The organism is Rhizorhabdus sp. (assembly GCF_018006725.1).
Taxonomy (GTDB): domain Bacteria; phylum Pseudomonadota; class Alphaproteobacteria; order Sphingomonadales; family Sphingomonadaceae; genus Rhizorhabdus.
The window spans coordinates 1-19,198 of record NZ_JAGMXV010000004.1 but is presented as its reverse complement, the minus strand read 5'-3'; the positions used below and the strand labels follow the sequence as shown (position 1 = coordinate 19,198).

At 65.6% G+C, this 19,198-nt stretch carries 18 protein-coding genes; 10 read left to right on the top strand and 8 right to left on the bottom strand.

The features are described 5' to 3' along the window. Positions 1-10: 10 nt before the first annotated feature. Positions 11-1,342, bottom strand: a complete 1,332-nt coding sequence (locus tag KAY22_RS01345; RefSeq protein ID WP_296619167.1) for an aromatic ring-hydroxylating dioxygenase subunit alpha — start codon at positions 1,340-1,342, stop codon at positions 11-13. Positions 1,343-1,355: 13 nt separating this feature from the next. Next, a complete protein-coding gene (locus KAY22_RS01340) occupies positions 1,356-2,117 on the bottom strand; it encodes an SDR family oxidoreductase (RefSeq protein ID WP_296619163.1) in 762 nt (253 codons plus the stop codon). Positions 2,118-2,337: 220 nt separating this feature from the next. On the opposite strand from KAY22_RS01340, the gene KAY22_RS01335 reads away from it, so the two are divergent. Beyond that, complete coding sequence (locus tag KAY22_RS01335) at positions 2,338-3,015, top strand: TetR/AcrR family transcriptional regulator (protein WP_296619161.1); 678 nt, start codon at positions 2,338-2,340, stop codon at positions 3,013-3,015. On the opposite strand, the gene KAY22_RS01330 is transcribed toward KAY22_RS01335, so the two are convergent. Next, positions 3,003-3,734: a ThuA domain-containing protein gene (locus KAY22_RS01330; RefSeq protein ID WP_296619159.1), complete on the bottom strand. Its 732-nt coding sequence runs from the start codon at positions 3,732-3,734 to the stop codon at positions 3,003-3,005. The two genes, KAY22_RS01335 and KAY22_RS01330, sit on opposite strands and share 13 nt — an antisense overlap. Before the next feature lie 71 nt (positions 3,735-3,805). Between KAY22_RS01330 and KAY22_RS01325 the strand changes: the two genes are divergently transcribed. From KAY22_RS01325 to KAY22_RS01315, 3 genes are read left to right on the top strand one after another with little or no spacing between them, the layout of a single operon-like run. Then, positions 3,806-5,011: a CoA transferase gene (locus KAY22_RS01325; RefSeq protein ID WP_296619157.1), complete on the top strand. Its 1,206-nt coding sequence runs from the start codon at positions 3,806-3,808 to the stop codon at positions 5,009-5,011. Continuing rightward, entirely contained in the window at positions 5,008-5,373 is a 366-nt protein-coding gene (locus KAY22_RS01320) for an OB-fold domain-containing protein (RefSeq protein WP_296619154.1), read from the top strand. The genes KAY22_RS01325 and KAY22_RS01320 overlap by 4 nt, the downstream gene beginning before the upstream one ends. A 1-nt stretch (position 5,374) precedes the next feature. Beyond that, positions 5,375-6,526, top strand: coding sequence for a thiolase (locus tag KAY22_RS01315; RefSeq protein WP_296619152.1), 1,152 nt, complete (start codon positions 5,375-5,377; stop codon positions 6,524-6,526). Positions 6,527-6,551: 25 nt separating this feature from the next. Here KAY22_RS01315 and KAY22_RS01310 read toward each other — a convergent pair whose 3' ends face one another. From KAY22_RS01310 to KAY22_RS01300, 3 genes are all read right to left on the bottom strand, one after another. Continuing rightward, a complete protein-coding gene (locus tag KAY22_RS01310) occupies positions 6,552-7,313 on the bottom strand; it encodes an enoyl-CoA hydratase-related protein (RefSeq protein WP_296619150.1) in 762 nt (253 codons plus the stop codon). Beyond that, a complete protein-coding gene (locus tag KAY22_RS01305; RefSeq protein ID WP_296619148.1) occupies positions 7,306-7,857 on the bottom strand; it encodes a nuclear transport factor 2 family protein in 552 nt (183 codons plus the stop codon). Before KAY22_RS01305 ends, KAY22_RS01310 begins: the two co-directional genes overlap by 8 nt. Before the next feature lie 87 nt (positions 7,858-7,944). Beyond that, a complete protein-coding gene (locus KAY22_RS01300; RefSeq protein ID WP_296619146.1) occupies positions 7,945-9,021 on the bottom strand; it encodes a putative sulfate exporter family transporter in 1,077 nt (358 codons plus the stop codon). A 119-nt stretch (positions 9,022-9,140) separates the two neighbouring features. Here KAY22_RS01300 and KAY22_RS01295 point away from each other — a divergent pair, with 119 nt between their 5' ends. Continuing rightward, complete coding sequence (locus tag KAY22_RS01295; protein ID WP_296619144.1) at positions 9,141-10,370, top strand: MFS transporter; 1,230 nt, start codon at positions 9,141-9,143, stop codon at positions 10,368-10,370. A gap of 5 nt (positions 10,371-10,375) precedes the next feature. On the opposite strand, the gene KAY22_RS01290 is transcribed toward KAY22_RS01295, so the two are convergent. Both KAY22_RS01290 and KAY22_RS01285 read right to left on the bottom strand, forming a co-directional pair. Then, positions 10,376-11,272, bottom strand: a complete 897-nt coding sequence (locus KAY22_RS01290) for a class I SAM-dependent methyltransferase (RefSeq protein ID WP_296619142.1) — start codon at positions 11,270-11,272, stop codon at positions 10,376-10,378. A 108-nt stretch (positions 11,273-11,380) separates the two neighbouring features. Further along, positions 11,381-13,711: a TonB-dependent receptor gene (locus tag KAY22_RS01285; RefSeq protein ID WP_296619140.1), complete on the bottom strand. Its 2,331-nt coding sequence runs from the start codon at positions 13,709-13,711 to the stop codon at positions 11,381-11,383. 194 nt (positions 13,712-13,905) lie between these two features. On the opposite strand from KAY22_RS01285, the gene KAY22_RS01280 reads away from it, so the two are divergent. From KAY22_RS01280 to KAY22_RS01260, 5 genes are all read left to right on the top strand, one after another. Next, positions 13,906-15,915, top strand: coding sequence for an alpha-glucosidase (locus tag KAY22_RS01280; protein WP_296619139.1), 2,010 nt, complete (start codon positions 13,906-13,908; stop codon positions 15,913-15,915). Then, complete coding sequence (locus KAY22_RS01275) at positions 15,912-16,925, top strand: LacI family DNA-binding transcriptional regulator (RefSeq protein WP_296619138.1); 1,014 nt, start codon at positions 15,912-15,914, stop codon at positions 16,923-16,925. Before KAY22_RS01280 ends, KAY22_RS01275 begins: the two co-directional genes overlap by 4 nt. After that, positions 16,922-17,836 carry an aldo/keto reductase gene (locus KAY22_RS01270; RefSeq protein ID WP_296619137.1) on the top strand — a complete coding sequence of 305 codons (915 nt, stop codon included), beginning with the start codon at positions 16,922-16,924 and terminating at the stop codon, positions 17,834-17,836. Before KAY22_RS01275 ends, KAY22_RS01270 begins: the two co-directional genes overlap by 4 nt. Positions 17,837-17,873: 37 nt before the next feature. Next, complete coding sequence (locus KAY22_RS01265; protein ID WP_296619134.1) at positions 17,874-18,959, top strand: LLM class flavin-dependent oxidoreductase; 1,086 nt, start codon at positions 17,874-17,876, stop codon at positions 18,957-18,959. An 11-nt stretch (positions 18,960-18,970) separates the two neighbouring features. Then, positions 18,971-19,198, top strand: a 228-nt coding sequence (locus tag KAY22_RS01260) for an FAD-dependent oxidoreductase (protein WP_296619132.1), incomplete at its 3' end; no start/stop codon positions are given.

The following is a 19,198-nucleotide window of genomic DNA, read 5'->3' as shown; positions in this document are numbered from 1 at the left end:
CCTGCTTCCTTCAGATGTCGCCCGGCTTCTTGCCGCCCGGCCCATAGACATAGTCGTCCAGCACCTTGTGGAAGTGCCGGATGCGAAGTTCCTGATCGCCGATCCACAGGCCGGGGAAAGCGTCGGACTGCATGCCCTTCTGCACGGTGGGCAGGTTGAAAGCGTCCTGATCCAGCACCTGGCCGATCGACTTCTCGCCATGCTTGAAATGGCGATGCTTGACCCGCTCCGGCCACTCCTCGCCCTCGGGCACCAGCTCAAGCACCCAGATGTCGTAGAGCATCTTGTTCGGGTCGGTCGCGTGCGGGCGCTGCCGGAACATCATCACGTCGTCGGCATGGACGTTGAGCGAGACGTTCGGGAAGATGGTGTAGTGATAATCGTCGGTCAGCTGGTCATCGTTCAGCTCCGAATAGTCCTTGCCCTGCGCCTTGCCATGCTTGCGCTTGAACAACTGGACGTCGCGCCGGATGTCGCTGACGCGGCCTTCATATTCGGCAGGATCCATGCCGGCCTTGACCATGATCTCATAGATGGCCGGCGGGATCGACGAGGGGAGCGCCACGCGGCCCGAAATGGCAGCGAAAGGCACCAGATAACGGCTGTGCCGCTCATACACGTCGATCTGGGCATTGGTGTCGTCGAGATACCACTGCAGCTGCGGGTGGATGCCCTGGACATGATAGACTTCGCTGAAGGCGTCGACGCTGGCCTTCCAGTTGCAGTCCCATTCGACGGTAACGTCGCGCTGCCAGGCCATCCGCTCCATATGATAGGGGTCGAGATGCTGCGGCATCGGCGCGAGGAATTCCTCGAGCGGTTCGACATCGGGGTTGAGCGAGAACCAGACGAAGCTGCCCCATTCGCCACAGGGATAGGAGGGCAGTTTCATCCCCGGAGGACCGCCTTGCGGGAAGGTCGCCATGTCGGGAATACGCTCGATGCAGCCGTCGAGCCCATAGGTCCAGTGGTGGTAGAGGCAGCGGAAGGATTCCGCGTTGCCCAGCCCCTCGGGTCGCAGGCGGTTGCCGCGATGGAGGCAGACATTGGGGAAGGCGCGCACCGATCCGTCCTTCTGGCGGACGATGATCACGCTCTCCTTGCCGATGTCGGTACAGATATAGTCGCCCGGTTCCTTGATGTCGCACGAGCGTCCACCGAGCAGCCAGACCTTCGTCCAGACATGCTCCCATTCGAGCTTCATGAACTCTTCGGACGTATAGCGGGCCGCCGGGATCACGTCATAGCCGAGATCCGGATCCTCCGCTTTCCCGGCCGGAGTGCCATTGGGCCAGTCTTCGGGATTGACCCGGATGACATCGACCTTGCGCTTGACGTCCATCGCTGGGGCGACCTCAGAAATGGGTCCGGTTGGTGAAGGCCCCGTCGACGACGAGGTGCGAACCGTTGCACCAACTCGCCGCCGGGCTCGCCATGAAGACGACGCAGCGCGCGATTTCCTCGGGCGTGCCGAGGCGGCCGGCCGGATGCTGGCGAAGCTGGGACTGGTAGAATTTCTCCATCGTCCCCTTGATCATGTCCCAGTTGCCGCCCTCGAACTCGACCGGGCCGGGCGAGACGACGTTGACGCGGATGCCGTCCTTGCCGTGGAACAGGGCAAGCTGCTTGCCCCAGGTGACGAGCGACGCCTTCATCGCATTATAGGGCTGCGGTCCACCCATCGCCTCACCGGCGGAGGTGGTCGCGATCAGGACGATCGATCCCGACTTCTGCTCGATCATGCGCGGCAGGACCGCCTCGACCGCGCGAACCGGGCCCATGACGTCGACTTCAAAGGCGTTGTGCCAATATTTCTCACTGCCGAGGCCACCGCCAGCCGAGGAAATCGGGATCAGGACGTCGCAACCATCGAGCGCGTCGATCGCCCAGGTCAGCCAATCCTTGTAATCGTCCGCCTTCTTCACGTTGACGGCCTTGCCGACGACGTTGGTTCCGTAGCGCTTCAGGCTGGCGACCGCGTCCTTGACGCCGTCTTCGGAGCGCGCGGCAATGGCGAGGTCACAACCTTCGCGTGCCAGCGTCTCGGCCACCGCCATGCCGATGCCGCGCGCAGCCCCGACGACGATCGCCTTCTTCCCCTGCAAACCGAGATCCACTCTACCTCTCCGATCCTCACGACCCTCTGGCCTCCCGCCCTTTCTGCACTGAGGGTTCGGGCCAAGGCAAGACTAAAACATGCATGAATGTTTTTTATAGGCGCGCGCACTCTTCCCGCAACATCGCGGTCTGCTTGTGCTAAGGGGCGCTGAACGAGGCTGCTTGACAGCTTGCATCAAAAACAAACATGATTGTTTCTCGAAAAGGATTTTCCGTACGATGGCGTTGGCAGCAGTTCGTTCCGGTTCCCCCGCCCGCCAGCCGCGCGAACGCGGTCAGGGCGGGCAGACCCAGCAGTCGCTGAAGAGCGCACAGACCCGCGCCCGACTGATCGACGCGACGATCCGCTGCATCGTCAAGGTGGGCTATGCGAACACCACGACGCCACAGGTCGCTGCCGAGGCCGGCCTGTCGCGGGGTGCCATGCTCCACCATTTCGAAAATGGTTCGGCGCTGATCAAGGCTGCGATCGTCGAATTGCACGAGAAGCGCCTGCGCGCCTTCAGGCGCGCCGCCGACACCGAGAATCACGATGTCGATGCGCTGGTTCGCGCCTATTGGCGCCAGTTGCAGAAGCCGGCCTTCATCGCCTTCCACGAACTGGCGCTGGCAGCGCGAACCCATCCCGATCTCGCCAAGATCCTGCAGCCGCTGCAGGTGGAGTATCGCGAACGGTTCAACGCCCAGGCGGTCGCGCTCTTCCCCGAATGGCAGGGTAATCGCGAACGCTTCGACCTCGCCATGACGCTGTCGCAAACCATGCTCGAAGGCATGGCAATCAATTTGGTGACCGGTGCCATGGCCGAGGCGATGGTCGAACCGATGCTGGCCCTGCTGGAGCAGCAGATTCGCTCGATGAACCCCAAGCTCGACAAGGCCCAGGGTCAGCCCGGTTGAGGAAGCCCCCAGCGAATGCCACGACGGAGCAGTTCGGCAAACACCGGATAGTTCCACGAGCAGCGCTGGGGATGCGGCCAGAAATCGGCGACCGGACGCAAATCATAATGGCCTCGGCAATGACCGAGGGTGAGGTAGAGGATGGAACCCGGACCAACGCGCCGCTCGTACAGCACCGGAACCTCGGCTTCGTCCCATTCCGAATCGCGGAACTCCGGGCAGGAGCCGGTGAAGCTGGTGTGCAGCAGCACGTCGATCTCCGCCGTACGGTGGGTCAGATACAGTTCGTCCTCCACGCGGAAGTCGCGCAGGCCCTGGGTCAGCGCATGATCGCCGCGCGTCACGAAGACCTTGAACGGCGCGATCGGCGGGTGGCCGGCGAAGCGCGTTCCGAGCAATTTGGTGAAGCCCGGAGCGACGTCGGGCGTGTCGACCACGCCGTCGTCGCCGAAGCGCAGCGTCGCATTGGTCCCGTGCAGCGCGAACCAGCGTCCGCCGCGCGCGAGGAAGGCCGCCAGCGCCTCGGTCTGCGGCGCATCCGGCAGCACATCGCAGGTATAGGTGATCAGGAGATCGGCCGCAGCGAGGCTCGCCAGATCGCCATAGTCCGACGCCACCGACGTCCGTATCTCCGGCCGTTCGGCCAGAAGTTTCAGCAACTCCAGCCGTGCAAAGTCGATGTCATGAAATTTGCCAGCCGCGACAAGATGTACCTTCACGATTCCATTCCCCTTACGCACATGCGCATGAGGCTATGCCCGCCGATCGCCCTGACAAGGGGGGCCGTGCGATGAGCGGGCGTCTGAAAGGTCCTCTGGCGGGCGTACGGGTAATCGACTGCACCAGCGTGCTGATGGGCCCCTATGCCACGCAGATCATGGCCGATCTCGGCGCCGACGTCATCAAGGTCGAAAGCCCCGACGGCGACACGACCCGCTATTTGCCGCCCGGCCCCGACGCGACACGCGGCGGCATGTTCCTCAACGTCAATCGGGGCAAGCGCAGCCTGTCGCTAAACCTCAAGCAGCCTGAAGCGCGCGCTGCGCTGGTCCGGCTCGTCGAAGGTGCGGATATCTTCGTCCATTCGATGCGTCCCGGCGCGATCAAGCGCCTTGGCCTCGACTATGAATCGCTGCGCGAGGCCAATCCGGGGCTGATTTACGCCAATCTCTACGGCTTCGCCCGCAACGGCCCCTATCGCGACTATCCCGCCTATGACGACATCGTCCAGGCAGCGTCGGGGCTGGTCGATCTCCAGGCGCGGCTGTCGAACGGGGTGCCGACCTATCTGGGCACGGTCGTTGCCGACAAGGTGACCGGCCTGACCGGCCTCTACGCGATGCTCGCAGCGCTCTATGCGCGCGAGAAGACCGGCCGGGGCCAGGAGATCGAGGTGCCGATGTTCGAGACGCTGGTCTCGTTCACGATGATCGAGCATCTGTGCGGCTCACTGTTCGACCCGCCGCAGGGGCCGCCCGAATATCCGCGTGTCACCACCGCATCGCGCCGGCCGTACAAGACCAGCGACGGCTATATCGGTGTCATGATCTACAACGACAAGCATTGGCGCAGCTTCTTCCACGCGATCGGCGATCCCGAATGGACGCGCGATCCGATGTTCGCATCGATGCGCAGCCGAACCGAGAATATCGGCACGGTGCTGGCAAAGCTGGCCGATGTGCTGGCGGAGCGGACCACCGCCGAATGGCTGGATCTGTTCCGTATCGCCGAGGTGCCCGCCATGGCGATCGCGACGCCTCAGGACCTGCTCCACGACGAGCATCTCGAAGCGACGGGCTTCTGGCAGGAGCGCGACAGCGAGTTCGGCAAGCTCCGCTTCCCGGGAATCCCGACGAGCTTTTCGGAGACGCCCGGTGCGATCGGCGATCCGGGCCCGGCGCTGGGCGCCGACAGTCGCGCCATTCTGGCAGAAGCCGGCTTCGACGACGCCACCATCGATGCGCTGCTCGAAGGCGCGCGCAAGGTTCCGGCGTGATCGAGGCAGCACCGCAGGCCCAGTGGCGTGCCGCGCTGGCCGAAGGACGTTTCCTGTTACAGCGCGCGCGCGGTAGCGGCACGATCTTCTTTCCGCCGCGCCTCGCCGAACCGCGCAGCGGCGATACCGACTGGGAATGGATCGAAGCGTCGGGCATGGGCACCGTACACGCCGTGACCGTGATCCACCCTCGCCCGCCCGAGCCGCCCCGGGCGGTGGTGCTGGTCGATCTCGACGAGGATGTTCGCCTGATGAGCGAGGTCGAAGGCATGCCAGCGGAGGAGATCGCCATCGGCCTGCGCGTCCGCGCCCGGATCGGCGAGCGCGACGGCGCCCCCCTCCTCCTGTTCGAGGCGGCCTGACATGGCGGGCGACTTTCCGCGCGGGCAGGCAGCGATTGCCGGCATTGCGACCTATGGCATCGGGGAATGCCCCGGTCACACCACCATGGAGATGGCGGCCAAGGCCGGGCTCCTGGCGCTCGCCGATGCCGGCATGCCGCTGTCGCAGGTCGACGGGCTGTTCATCTGCCTGCCCGACGACGTGCTGGCCGGGCTCAGCTTCGCCGAATATCTGGGGCTGTCGCCGCGCTTCACCGACTGCAACCGGACGGGTGGATCGGCCTTCCTCAGCCATGTCGCGACCGCCGCGACGATGCTGGCGGCCGGCTATATTGACACCGCGCTGATCGCCTATGGATCGAACCAGCGCAGCGGCGGCGGCAAGCTGTCGACCCCGGTCGGCAGCAATGTCTGGGAAGCGCCCTATCGCCCGCTCTTTCCCGCCTCCTCCTATGCGCTTGCGGCGTCGCGCCACTTCCACGAGTTCGGCACGACGCGGCGCCATCTGGCCGAGGTCGCGGTCGCCGCGCGGGCCTGGGCGAACGGCAATCCGGAAGCCTTTGCCACCGGCCCGCTGACGATCGATGACGTGCTGGGCGCGCGGATGCTGTCCAGCCCCCTGTCGGTCAAGGACTGCTGCCTCGTCACCGACGGCGCCGCCGCGATCGTGATGACGCGGACCGACCGCGCGCGTGACGGTGCAAAGCCGCTCGTCCCCGTGCTGGGGGCCGCAGCGGCGACCTGGCACAATGCGATCTCGCAGATGCCCGACCTGACCACCACCGCCGCGAGCGAATCCGGTGGCCGGGCCTATGCGATGGCGGGAATCGGTCCGTCCGACGTCGACGTGGTCGAACTTTACGACGCCTTCACGATCAACACGATCCTGTTCCTCGAGGATCTTGGCTTCTGCCCCAAGGGCGAAGGCGGGCGCTTCGTCGAAAATCGCGGCATCGCGCCGGGCGGCCATCTGCCGGTGAACACCAATGGCGGCGGCCTGTCCTGCTGCCATCCCGGCATGTACGGGCTGTTCACGATCGTCGAGGCGGTGCGACAGATCCGCGGCGAGGCCGCCAACCAGATCCCGGACGTCGATATCGCGCTCGCCCATGGCAATGGCGGCACGCTGTCGAGCCAGGCGACAGTCATCCTGGGATCGGCCGCCACGCTCTGAATTGGCGACCGATCGGGCGGGGACGCTAAGTCGCCCGTCCCTCGGCATAGGCGCGGATGCCCTCCTGCGTCGCGAGGCCGCCGAGCGTTTCCTCGCCATAGGCGCGGCCGAAGCTCAGGCTCTCGTTGATGGGGGCGTCTGCGGCGAAGTCGTGCAGCGCGAGCGCGCGGCGGATCGTATCGCGGTCGAAACCGGCGATCGTCTCGGCCAGTTCGATGGCGCGCGGCATCAGCCGATCGCGGGGGACGACCTCCGAGATCAGGCCAAGCTCGAGCGCGCGCGCGGCACTGATCGGTTCGCCCGTGAGGACGATGTGGAGCGCGGTCGCGCGCGGCACCGAACGGGCGAGCCGCTGCACTCCCCCGGCAAAGGCGAAAAGGCCGCGCTTGACCTCGGCCAGCCCGAAGATCGCATGATCGGCGGCGACGACGATGTCGGCGGCCAGAGCAAGCTCGAATCCACCCGCTACGACGGCGCCGTTGGCAGCGACGATCAGAGGCTTGGTCCGGCGTCGCTCGGTGATCCCTGCGAAGCCGCGTCCCGGAACGAGTCCATGACCCGGCCCACGCTCGGCGGCCTCCTTCAGGTCCATGCCGGCACAGAAGCTCCGGTCACCCGCCGCCGTCAGCACCACCACGTGGATCGCAGGATCGCGTTCGGCGGTGTCGATCGCCTGATCGATCGCCGCAGAGGCCGCGACGTCCAGCGCATTGCTCCGCCGCTCGCGGTCGATCGTGATGATCCGGACCCCGTTTCGATCCTCGATGCGGACGCCCTGATCAGCCATGTGCCACAGTCTCCGCCGAACCCGACCAGCCGGGGAGGCTTTCGGGAAAGTCCGCCGGCATCGGCGTCGCATAGGCGCGGTTGCGATCGGCATGGCCGAGGATGCCGCGATAGTCGTCGGCATCGACATAATAGAGGAAGCTGATGATCCGCTCGCCGAAGCGCCAGCCCGCGGCGGTGCGGACGTAGCGGTCGCGGTAGCGCAGCGAGGCGACCATCATCCGGCCGTTGCGCCACAATTCGGCATGGCCCGACACACGACCGAAGGCGAGGTCGGGGTTCTCATCGGAAAAGTCGATCAGCACGTCGTGCATATAATGTGCGCCCGGTCCGAGCACGGTGAAACGGTGGCGATACTGGTCCATGATCGCATCGACCCCGCGCGCTTCCATCACCCCGTCCTGCGAGGCGACCCGGGCGTCGTCGGCGAACAGCGCCGCAATGGCGGGCATGTCGCGATCATCGATGGTGAAGCAATAGGCGGCGATGAGCCGGCGGATCGCCAGCTCGGATTCGACGCGGTCGAGCCGCTGCTCGGGGGTCATTCGGCACTCTCCACGGCCTGTCATCGTTCAGACCGACTATGGAGCGTGGGGCGCCGAATGCAATGCGCTTGGGCGGGCGCGCGCCGGTCAGGCCACCAGCCAGACCGCGAACAGAAGCGAAGCGAGGAAGCTGACCAATGTGGCGCCGATCACGGGCGCGACGGCCTTCCACCCCAGTTCCATCAGCAGGTCCATGCGAGAGCGCATGGCCGTCGCCGTGACAGCCAGCAGCAGCAGCCCCTTCGACGCGCTGAGCGCACTGTCCTTCACCGGTGCCGGGATGGGAAACAGGCTGTTGATCGTGACCACCGCAAGGAAGGCGGTAATGAACCAGGGCAAAGCCAGCCGTCGCCAGATCGGGCGCCCCGCATCGCCGCCGACGCTGCCGAGCCACAGGCTGGCGAGCGCTACGACGGGTGCGAGAAGGGCGACCCGCGACAGCTTGACGATCGTGGCATAGCTGCCCGCCGAATCCGAGAAGGCATAGCCGCCGCCGATCGCCTGGGCGACGTCGTGGATCGACGCTCCGATCAGGAAGCCCGCCTGCTGGTCGTTGAGTCCCAGTTCGGCCGCCAGCACCGGGTAGATCGACATAGCGAGCGCGCTGGCCAGCGAGACGCCGACGAGGGTCAGCGCAAACTGCGCCTGGCTGAGCCGTTCCTTGCCGATCACGCCATAGAGTGCGAGCGCAGCGCTGGCCCCGCAGATCGCGGTCGCGCCACCCGCGAGGATCCCGGCATAGCGCCCCTGCCCCGATGCGCGCGCAAAGACCAGAGCGGCGCCGAAGGTCAGCAGCATGACGACGACCAGCGCGGCGAAGGGGGTCGCGCCGAGCGCCTGGATCTGGGCGAAGGTAACCTGCAGACCCAAGACGACGATGCCGGCGCGCAGGCAGGTGCGCGAGGCGAAGTCGAGCCCCTTGGTGGTGCGTGGATCGCGCGTGACGAAGTTCAGCGACAGGCCGATGAGAAGGCCGAGCAGGATGATCGGGAAGCCATAATGGTCCGACAGCCACGCTGCGGCGGCCGAGCCGACGCCGCAGATCATCAGGCCGGGGATCAGGCTGTCGCGCTCTGGCGGCGGCGCCTTGGCATTTTCGGCAAGATGCAGTTCGCCGAACAGATCGCCACCATGCGGCGTCGCGTCCCAATCTATGCCCTTCATGCCGCTCCTGCCGTTTTTCTGTCTTACGGTGTCATATAATATTTCCCTTATCGCGGCGACACGCTAGTCTGCAAGTGTACAAACCGCTGCGTGACGGCGGAAGGATCGGGAGGGATGCGGTGAACCAGGGCAGCGGTGGACAGACGGTCGCGCGCGGGACGATAGGCCTCCTCATCGTTCTGCTCTTCCTCGGCAATGCGCTCAACTATGTCGACCGGCAGGTTCTCGCCCTCCTCAAACCTACGCTGGAGGCCGAATTCGGCTGGAGCGACGCCGATTACGCCCATCTCGGATCATCCTTCCAGATCGCGGCAGCGGGCGCGCTGCTCGCGGTCGGGTGGTTCGTCGACCGACTGGGCGTGCGCATGGCCTATGGCATCGCCGTCGTCGTTTGGAGTGCTGCCGGCATGGCCCATGCCCTGGCGATGACCGTGCAGCAGTTCGTCGCAGCGCGGATCGTACTGGCGGTCGGCGAATCGGTCAGCACCCCCGCCGGGCTTAAGGCAGCGGCGATCTACATGCCGCCTCGTCAGCGCAACATCGCCATCGGCCTTATCAACACCGCGCCGAATATCGGGGCGATCCTGACCCCCCTCCTGATCCCGCCGCTGGCGCTCGCCTTCGGTTGGAAAGCCGCCTTCGTGCTGACCGGCGCACTCGGCTTCCTCTGGCTCGCCGGCTGGATCTTCGGCACGCGCAAGCTCGTCCCCGTCGGCAACATACCCGAGCGAGCGCCTGTGAAGTGGGGCGACCTGCTCAGCGACCGGCGCAGCTGGACGGTGGTCGGCGCCAAGGCCTTCACCGACTGCGTCTGGTGGTTCGTGCTGTTCTGGATGCCCGATTTCTTCTCGCGCCAGTTCAACATGGCACAGGGCGATCTGGGTGGGCCGATCGCGGTGATCTTCGCCATGGCGGCGCTCGGCGCGATCAGTTCGGGGGCATTCTATCCACTGCTGCTCGGGCGCGGCTTCTCGGTCAACGCGGCGCGCAAGATATCGATGCTGTTCTTCGCCCTCGTCGTGCTCGCCATGCCGCTCGCGCTGACGGCGCAGAGTCCGTGGATCGCCGCGCTTCTGATCGGCTGCGGCCTGTTCGCGCATCAGGGCTTCTCGACCAACATCTTCGGGATGACGGCCGACATCGTTCCCGGCGTGCGCGTCGCCAGCGTCGTCGCGCTGGGCGCGGTGGCAGGCAATCTGTCGGGCACCGCGATCATAGAATTGGCCGGCTGGTCGCTCGATAACGGCCATGGCTATTGGCCCATGTTCGCGATCTGCGGCGGCGCCTATCTCGCTGCACTGCTGTTCATCCAACTGATGCAGCCCAAACTCGAACTCGCGCAGAACTGAAGGCGTCAGCTCGCTCGGCCGAGGGCAACCGCATAATGCGAGTGCCCTTGTCCGGCGAGCGTCTCGTCGAGCAACAGGAGCGCATCGAGCAGGGAATCATCCTCACCCACGCGGAAATTGGCGAGCACGTCGTTGAGCGCGAGATGATAGACCACCCCGCCGGTCGGAACGATCTCGGCCTTCGGGAAGATCTCCATGAGCGCATCGAGAATCGCTTGGCTATCTGCGGCTTCCGTTGGGTCGGCGGCGAGCATTTCCTCGATCGTAGGCCGCTTGGGCCGACGTGGGATCATGACCTGCTGGTTGCGCGGGTGCGGCAGGAAGCGGTCGGGCAACAATGTTCTGACGCGGGCCGCCAAATCCAGTTCGGCCTCGGTCCACTGAAAGCGCGTCGGCCCGACGAAGTCGTCCATGGCCAGCACGCCGCCAACGCTCAGTCCCGCCTTGCTCCAAAGCAGCGCCGCGCGTGCATCGAACATGTGGTGCAGCGCATTATTCCAGTAGATGAGGTCGAATGCGCGGTCAGGCGGGCGATCGAGTGCGTTGCCGATATGGACGGTGACCCGGTCCGCGACACCATGATCCCCGGCCTTGGCAAATATCTGTTCACGACGATGTTCGCCGATCTCGCACAGGTGAAAATGCTGGACGATCCCTTGTTGGAGAAGCTTCATTTCCTTCCCGCCGCTGCCGCATCCGACTGAGATCGCATGGCCGAAGCCGCCTGACGGAGCAGCCTGCTGGATCAGCCGGTTAAAACCCGCATGCGGGCCATCGATCGGTTCGCCGCAGACGAGGCGATTGACGTGACGGACGATCCTGGGGTGGGACCACCAGCGCGAATGCGCCGCCTCCTGCCTGACCGCCCAACGGGCGGCGGCGACCTCGAGCCTATCATCCATAGCGTCGCCCTAGCTGCGAGAGAGGCCGACGCGCAACCACAGGACTTACCCATAAAAAAGGGGCCCCCGGCAGAACCGGAGGCCCCAGTAGGAGATAACTGGAGAGACTTAGAAGTTCACGGTACCGGTCAGGCCCCAGTAGCGATCGGCGTCGCGCGGGATCTGATAGCGATAGGAACCGCCCGGACCGCCGCTCTGGATCGCAGCGATGTAGGACTTGTCGAACAGGTTGCGCACCTGGAAGGTCAGGCGATAGCGATCGTCGGCGTCACCGACGCCCAGCTTGACGTTGACCAGGCCATAGGACGGGATAGTGCCCAGGCGGGTCTGCACGGCGTTAGGCGTGAAGATCGACAGCTGCTTGGTCTGGTAATTGCCCTGGGCGCCGAAGAAAACATCGAACGCGCCACCCGTGCGCCAGCGATAGTCGGCCGAAAGCGACCCCTTCCACTTCGGCGCATAGGCGAGCGGCGAGCCGGCCGGAATTACCGCACCCGCTGCAGCGCCGGGCGCAACGCGGAAGCGATCGACCTTGGCGTCGGTGTAGGCAATACCACCGCTGATCGTCAGGTCGTCGACCGGGAACCAGTTGAGGTCGGCTTCGAAGCCACGGGTCGAAACAGTGCCCGCATTGGTGAAGCGGGTTACCACCACGCCGGCCACCAGATCCGGGTTGTTCGCCTGGAAATTCTTGTACTTGGCGTAGAAGCCCGCGATGTTCAGGGTCATGCGACCGTTGAACAGCGTGTTCTTCAGGCCCGCCTCGAACGCGTCCGACGTTTCCGGCGCGATCGAATTGGTGCCGGTCGCGGTCAGGTTGTAGAAGATGTTGTAGGCCGGGCCCTTATAGCCGCGCGTGTAGCTGCCATAGGCCATGATGCGACGGCTGATGTCGTACTGGATCGAGGCCTTGCCCGACAGATCGTCATTGTCGGTCTTGGTGCGGAACACGGTCGCGGGCTGGCCGGTGCCGGTCGGCGTCGTCGGGAAGCTCGGCTGGATGCCGGGGCCCGCCAGCGTCGTATTGCGGCTGTGGAAGACCTTCAGCTTGTCATAGCTGTAGCGCAGGCCACCGACGAGGCGCAGATCCTCGCTGACGTTCCAGGTCGCCTGACCGAAAGCGGCATAGTTGAGGAAGGTCGAGCCGAAGTCCGCCACGCCCGTCGGGAAGGTCGACGGATTGGCATTCGCGCTGCCGCAGGGGATCAGCACGTTGGTCGGAGCGCCGGGAGCCGCGGTGCAGACGATGTCGTCACGGCGGAAGATGCGGCGCGACTTGGCGTTCGAATAGAAGGTGCCGAGGACATAGCTGACCGTCTGATCGGTCGGTGAGGCGAGACGGAACTCCTGGGTGAAGGTGTGGCTCGTCTGCGGGCCCGAGTCATGCAGCTGGTTGAAGCCGACATAGGCACGGTCCAGCCAGTCGCCGTCGCGGATCTCGGTATTGTCCCAGCTGCGATAGGCGGTGATGCTGGTCAGCGTGTGGGTGCCGATTTCGAGATCGACCTGGCCCGAAACGCCCCAGCCCTCTTCCTTCGTCGACGTGACGAGGTCCTGGCGGATCTCACGCGTCTTGGAGCCGCGCGGCGTCGGCAGCGCGTTGAAGGCGAGGCTGGTCGTCGGAGCACCAGCGCCGGTCAGCGGACCGGTGCCGATAACCTCGGCGCAGCAATCATCGTCATTCTTGTAATAGTCCGCGGCGACATAGATGCGCAGCGCGTCGGACGGATTGTACAGGACCTGGCCGCGAACGCCGCGATGCTTGTAGCCGTTGACGTGGTTGCCGGTGGTCAGGTTGCGGATGTTGCCGTCATATTCGCCATAGAAACCAGTGAAGCGTGCGGCGAGATCCTCGCCCAGCGGCACGTTGACCGAACCCTTGAGGCGATATTCCTGGCGATCGAAATAGCTGGCGTCGACCGTGCCCGAAAACTCGTTCTTCGGCATCTGGGTCGTGATGTTGATGACGCCGGCCGACGCATTCTTGCCGAACAACGTGCCCTGCGGGCCACGCAGCACTTCCATCTGGGCGACGTCGACGAGGTCATTGAACGCCTCGCCCGAGCGGGCATAGACGACGCCGTCGACCACGGTCGACACCGACGGTTCGCCGGCGATCGAGAAGGTCGCGGTACCGACGCCGCGCAGGAAGATCGTCTGGTTGAGCGTCGTGCCCGACTTCAGGAAGTTGAGCGAAGGCACCAGCTGCGCCGCGCTTTCGATGCTCGGACGCGCGGTGGTGGCGAGCGCCTGCCCCGACAGGACCGACACGGCCACGGGAACGCTCTGCAGATTTTCGGAGCGCTTCTGCGCGGTCACGACGATCTCGGCGACCGACTCCTCTGCTTCGGCGGGAGTCTGGGCAAAAGCCGGTGCGGCATAGCCAATGGAAATAGCCGCCAAAGCCATGGCAGACGAGGCACGGAGCAACGATTTCACGGGTTTTCCTCCCCTTTTAGTCCGGGACTTTGCGCCCCGCTGCGAACGTTTCTGGAGCGGCTCACCTGTTTGGCATCACCGCTTGCGGCCCTTGTGTTGCGGCGGGAGCGACGATATGTCAAGCGGTGTCACACGAGACGGGCCATGGTGCGGCAATTCTGCAACAAGGCCCGCGACCAGAGGATAAACGCGTCTTGAAGCTCGAATTCGCCTCGAATTCCGATGGTTTCGATCTCCTGATAGGGGGTCGCACCCTGGTGTCGCACCGTCGCGACTGTCCAGCGCTTGTCATGGCGCAGGGCAATCCCGCGATCGAGATGTATCGCGGCAATTTCCGAATCGAGGACACCCCCACGCAACGGATCGCGCCGGGCGACTTCGACCTGACCGATCAGCATGTGACGCTGCTCGACGGCGACAAGGCGGTCGCCACCCTGTCGATCGACGGCCATCGGCTGAACGTCGCGACTTTATTGCCTGGCTATGACCGATTGACGCTCTCGCTCTTCGCAGACGCCGAGGAGTGCGTCTGGGGCGGCGGGGAGCAGATGAGCTATGTCGCGCTCAACGGGCGCCGCTTCCCGATCTGGACCAGCGAGCCCGGCGTCGGCCGCGACAAGAGCACCGAACTGACCCGCATCATGGACGAGCAGGGCATGGCGGGCGGCGATTACTGGAACAGCAATTACCCGCAGCCGACCTTCCTGACTTCGCGCTGGATCGCCACCCATCTGGACGAGAGCTGCTACAGCGTGCTCGATTTCAGTGACCCGGCGGCGCACCGCGTCGAGGTCTGGAAAGGCAACGCGGTCTTCGAGTTTTTCTCAGCCGACGGGCCGATCGAGCTGGTCGCGCAGATGTCCGAACGGTTCGGCCGCCAGCCGCCCCTGCCCGACTGGGCAATCGGCGGCGCGATCCTCGGCCTCAAGTCTGGCGCGAGCAGCTTCGACCGGATGAAGCGCTTCATCGACGCCGGCACCGCTGTTTCGGGCCTGTGGTGCGAGGACTGGGCGGGCATCCGCGAAACCAGCTTCGGGCGCCGGCTGTTCTGGGACTGGCATGTCGGCGAGCGCAGCGCGCAGCGCTATCCCGATCTCGAACGGCGCATCGCCGGCCTGAAAGCGCGCGGTATCCGCTTCCTCGCTTATGCCAATCCCTATCTGGCGGTGGACGGCGAACTCTATGCCGAAGCGGCGGCTGGGAGCCATTTCGCGCTGCGCCTCGACCGCGACGAACCCTATCTGGTCGACTTCGGCGAGTTCGACTGTGGGGTGGTCGACTTCACCCGCCCGGAAAGCCGCGCCTGGTTCGCCGAGCGCGTCCTCGGCCAGGAGATGCTCGACAAGGGCATTGATGGCTGGATGGCCGATTTCGGCGAATATCTGCCGGTCGACCTTCGCCTGGCCGATGGTTCGGACCCGATGGAGGCGCATAATCTCTGGCCCGTGCTGTGGGCCGAGGTCAACGCCATGGCGCTCGCCTCGCGCGGTCGCACCGGCGATGCATTGTTCTTCATGCGTGCCGGTTTTTCGGGCGTGCAGCGCCACTGCCCGCTGCTGTGGGCGGGCGACCAGTCGGTCGACTTCACCCGCCATGACGGGATCGGAACGGTCCTCGCCGGTGCGCTGTCTTCGGGGCTCGTCGGCAACGCCTACAGCCATTCGGACTGCGGCGGCTACACTTCTCTCCACGGCAATGTCCGGTCACGCGAACTGCTTGAGCGGTGGTGCGAGCTGGCGGCTTTCGCCCCGGTGATGCGCAGCCATGAAGGCAACCGCCCCGACGACAATCTCCAATATGACAGCGACGCCGAACTGATGGCCTGTTTCGCGCGGTGGAGCCGGGTTCACGCCCATCTGGCGCCCTATGTCCGCACGCTGTGCGACGAAGCCGTTACGACCGGTCTGCCCACCCAGCGTCCGCTCTTTCTCCACCATCCCGACGAGCGCGAATTGTGGACCGTGCAGGACCAGTTCCTCTACGGTGCCGACCTGCTGGTGGCTCCGGTGATCGAGGAAGGTGCCACGTCGCGCAACGTCCTCCTGCCGGGCTCCTCACCCTGGCGGTCGGCGTGGAGCGGCGAGGACCTTCAGCCGGGCCTCCACAGGGTGGACGCGCCGATCGGCCGGCCACCGGTCTTCTATCGGCCCGACAGCGCATTTTCGGGGCTGTTCGCGGCCTTGCCGGGGGTGTTGCAGGGGTGAGTGAAAGATCGAACATCAGGGATGTTGCGGCGCGTGCGGGGGTGGCGGTCAAGACCGTCAGCCGGGTGCTCAACGACCATCCCTATGTCAGCGCGGAAACCAAGGCGCGGGTTCAGCTGGCGATGCGCGAGCTCGAGTTCCGGCCCAGCATCGCCGCGCGCATCCTGTCGGGCGCCAAGTCGAACCAGATCGCGCTGATCTACGACAATCACAGCCCCTATTACATGTTTCAGATCCAGAATGGCTGCTGGTCGCGCTGCCAGGCGGACGGCATTCGCCTGCTCGCCCAGCCGGTCGACGTCGCCGCCCCCAATGTCGGCGATCAGGTGCGCGGGCTCGTCACCGAAACCCATGTCGACGGCATCATCCTGTCGTCGCCGGTCACCGACTGCGAAGAGGTTCTGCGGGCGCTGGAGGCGATGGACATACCCTTCGTCCGCATCTCCCCCGGCACCAACCATGCGCTGACCAGCTCGGTTTACATGGACGACGCGCAGGCCGCCGACGACATGACCACCCATCTGGTCAACATGGGCCACCGGCGGATCGGCTTCATCAAGGGCCATCCCAATCATATGGCGTCGGACGACCGCCTGTTCGGCTATCGCCGCGCGCTCGACAGGGCGGGCATATCCTATGAGCCGCAACTGGTCGCGAGCGGAGAGTTCGACTTCGACAGCGGCGTGTCCGCCGGCGCCACCTTTCTCGACATGGCCGAGCCCCCGACCGCAATCTTCGCGTCGAACGACGATATGGCGGCGGGCGTGCTCGCGGTCGCGCACGACCGGGGCCTCGACCTGCCCGGCGACCTGTCGGTGGCCGGCTTCGACGACACCACGCTGGCGCGGACCGTCTGGCCGCCGCTCACCACCATCCACCAGCCGATGTTCGACCTGGCGCACACCGCCACGGAGATCCTCATCGCGGGGGGCGACATCGCCCACCGCCGTCTTCCCCACCAACTGATCGAGCGCGGCTCCGTCGCGCCGCCACGCAGGACATGTTCATGAGTCTTCTTCCCCAGCCACCGGCTACCCGCACCCTGGGCACCAGCGGCATCGAGATTTCCTCAATCGCCTGGGGCATGTGGCGCCTCGCCGAGGACGGCCGCACCGTGTCGGAAGCGGCCCGTCTCGTCCATGCCGCGCTCGACGCCGGCATCACCTTCCTCGATACGGCGGACATCTACGGCTTCGACGGCGCCGATGGCTTTGGCGACGCGGAAGAACTGCTCGGTGACGTGCTGGTAGCCGAACCCGCATTGCGCGGTCGCATGGTCCTCGCGACCAAGGGCGGCATCCGCCCGCCTCTGCCCTATGACCAGAGCAAGGCCTATCTGGCCGAGGCGATCGACGCCTCGCTGCGCCGCCTAAAGGTCGAAAGCGTCGACCTGTGGCAGGTCCATCGCCCCGACATTCTCGCCCATCCGCAGGAGGTCGCCCGCGCGCTCGACGATGCCGTCGCCGCCGGCAAGATCCGCACGATCGGCGTGTCCAACTTCACCATCCACCAGACCGCAGCGCTGCAGCAATTCCTGGGCAACAAGCTGGTGTCGACCCAGCCCGAGATCAGCCCGCTGCGCATCACCTGCTTCGAAAATGGCGAGCTCGACCAGGCGATGATGCTCGGCCTCGTGCCGATGGCCTGGTCGCCGCTCGGCGGCGGCCGCCTCGCCCATCCGGAAGCACCGCGCGACAAGGCGGTGGCCGAAGCGCTGGGCAAGGTTGCAAGCGAGCAGGGCGTGTCGCTCACCGTCGCCGCCTATGCCTGGCTGATGGCGCATCCGGCGGGGATCGTTCCGATCATCGGTTCGCAGCAGGCCGAGCGGATCGCCGAGGGTGCGAAGGCCCGCGACGTCCGCTGGTCGCGTGAGGACTGGTATGCGGTGCTGGTCGCCGCCCGTGGAGAAAGGCTGCCCTGAGCAGCCGGTTGTTAGAGGATAGGCCTGGGAGGCGAATATGACGCAGCAATGCGAAGTGGCGTGGTTCTCCGCGCTGTGTGACGACGATTACGAGTTCCTCGGCGTGCCCGACAGCCGGCTGCAGTCTAGCTGGGAGCATTGCCGCAACATCGTGCTGCAGGCCGAAAAGGGCGGCTTCGACAATATCCTGCTGCCGTCGGGTTATCAGCTCGGTCTCGACACCACCGCCTTCGCGGCGGCGGTCGCGACGCAGGTTCGCCGCATCAAGCTGCTCTGGGCGACCCGCATCGGCGAGGACTGGCCGCCGCAGCTGGCACGCCGCATCGCCACGCTCGACCGCATCCTCGGCCCGAATGCCGCAGGAACCGGCGGCCGCCTGAACGTCAACATCATCTCGTCCGACATGCCGGGCGAGGCGCTGCCGGGCAAGGCACGCTATGCGCGGGCGACCGAGGTGATGAAGATCGTCCGGACGCTGCTGAACGGGCAGTCGCTCGACCATGAGGGCGAGTTCTACAAGCTCAAGCTCGATCCGCCGCGCATATCGACCATTTCGGGCAACTGCCCCGCCTTCTATTTCGGCGGCCTGTCCGAGGATGCCCGCGAGTGCGCCGCCGAGGGCTGCGACGTCTATCTGATGTGGCCCGACACGATGGACAAGGTCCGCGAGACGATCGCCGACATGAAGACCCGCGCCGCGCGCTTCGGCCGTGAACTGAAGTTCGGCTACCGCGTCCATGTCGTCGTGCGCGACACCGAGGAGGAAGCCCGCGCCGCCGCGGATCGCCTGCTGTCCAAGCTCGACGACGAGATCGGCCGCGCGATCCGCGAAAAGTCGCTCGACGCCAAGAATGTCGGCGTGCAGCGCCAGGCCGAGCTGCGCAGCGCAGCCGGCGGCGACGGGTTCGTCGAGGATAATCTGTGGACCGGCATCGGCCGTGCCCGCTCGGGCTGCGGCGCCGCCATCGTCGGCAATCCGGATCAGGTGCTCGCCAAGCTGCGCGCCTATCAGGCCGAAGGCATCGAAGCCTTCATCCTGTCCGGCTATCCGCATGCGGCCGAGGCCGACCTCTTCTCGCGCCATGTGCTGCCGCATCTGCAGCACGGCCCGCTCGAAGGCTGAACGGAGACGGCATGACGACGCCCCGGACGATCCAGGACCGGCTGTTCGACGTCGCCGTCATCGGCGGCGGCGTCAATGGCTGCGGTATCGCGCGCGATGCGGCGGGGCGCGGGGCTTCGGTCCTGCTGCTCGAACAGGGCGACCTCGCCCAGGGCACGTCGTCGGCCTCGACCAAGCTGATCCATGGCGGCCTGCGCTATCTCGAACATTATGAGTTCGGGCCGCTCTCTTATACACAT

Bases quoted from the DNA above. Each gene is read 5' to 3' on its own strand.
- KAY22_RS01345 (WP_296619167.1), bottom strand. From the start codon at position 1,342: ATGGACGTCAAGCGCAAGGTCGATGTCATCCGGGTCAATCCCGAAGAC.
- KAY22_RS01305 (WP_296619148.1), bottom strand. From the start codon at position 7,857: ATGACCCCCGAGCAGCGGCTCGACCGCGTCGAATCCGAGCTGGCGATC.
- KAY22_RS01290 (WP_296619142.1), bottom strand. From the start codon at position 11,272: ATGGATGATAGGCTCGAGGTCGCCGCCGCCCGTTGGGCGGTCAGGCAG.
- KAY22_RS01265 (WP_296619134.1), top strand. From the start codon at position 17,874: ATGACGCAGCAATGCGAAGTGGCGTGGTTCTCCGCGCTGTGTGACGAC.
- KAY22_RS01315 (WP_296619152.1), top strand. From the start codon at position 5,375: ATGGCGGGCGACTTTCCGCGCGGGCAGGCAGCGATTGCCGGCATTGCG.
- KAY22_RS01270 (WP_296619137.1), top strand. From the start codon at position 16,922: ATGAGTCTTCTTCCCCAGCCACCGGCTACCCGCACCCTGGGCACCAGC.
- KAY22_RS01335 (WP_296619161.1), top strand. From the start codon at position 2,338: ATGGCGTTGGCAGCAGTTCGTTCCGGTTCCCCCGCCCGCCAGCCGCGC.
- KAY22_RS01310 (WP_296619150.1), bottom strand. From the start codon at position 7,313: ATGGCTGATCAGGGCGTCCGCATCGAGGATCGAAACGGGGTCCGGATC.
- KAY22_RS01325 (WP_296619157.1), top strand. From the start codon at position 3,806: ATGAGCGGGCGTCTGAAAGGTCCTCTGGCGGGCGTACGGGTAATCGAC.
- KAY22_RS01300 (WP_296619146.1), bottom strand. From the start codon at position 9,021: ATGAAGGGCATAGATTGGGACGCGACGCCGCATGGTGGCGATCTGTTC.